Raw genomic sequence first — 470 nt, 5'->3', positions numbered from 1 at the left:
CCCTGTCACGGGCAGGTTATAAGCTGCGTAGGCTTCGCCCCAACGACGGATGTCGTGGTATCGGTGTCCTTCGCAGGCAAATTCAATGCGCCGTTCTTTTTTGATAAGGTCGCGCATATCGTCACGAGACGGGAGAGCAGCTAAGCCGGGCAATCCTGAGCGATAGCGTATCTGATTGAAAGCGTCCAGTATCTCGTTTTCATCTCTTCCCGTCACGGTGATGCCGTCCTCGCTATAACTGCCGTCTAATTCGTTCAAAGCCTCCGCATAATTCAGCAGCGTTTCCGCATAGCGAAAAACCAGGAATGATTTGGCTTTTATTATCCCGCTAGTAACCGCATCTTCGGGGTGAACGTATTTTTTGCAGGTGTAAGCCGTATGGTTATAATCCATGGGGAAGAATTGATTGGGACCCGCATTTCCGCTCATCGAATAGTCTACTGTGACATTTCTAACAGTATTGCTAGTGT

At 49.1% G+C, this 470-nt stretch carries 1 protein-coding gene; it reads right to left on the bottom strand.

Annotated elements, in window-relative coordinates:
- Window positions 1-429, bottom strand: a 429-nt coding sequence (locus tag ASC50_RS04385) for a RagB/SusD family nutrient uptake outer membrane protein (protein ID WP_226995397.1), incomplete at its 3' end; no start/stop codon positions are given.
- Window positions 430-470: the final 41 nt, after the last annotated feature.

This window comes from Candidatus Symbiothrix dinenymphae, from assembly GCF_001431085.1.
The sequence above is the reverse complement of the archived record's forward strand: the minus strand, read 5'-3'. Positions and strand labels throughout refer to the sequence as shown.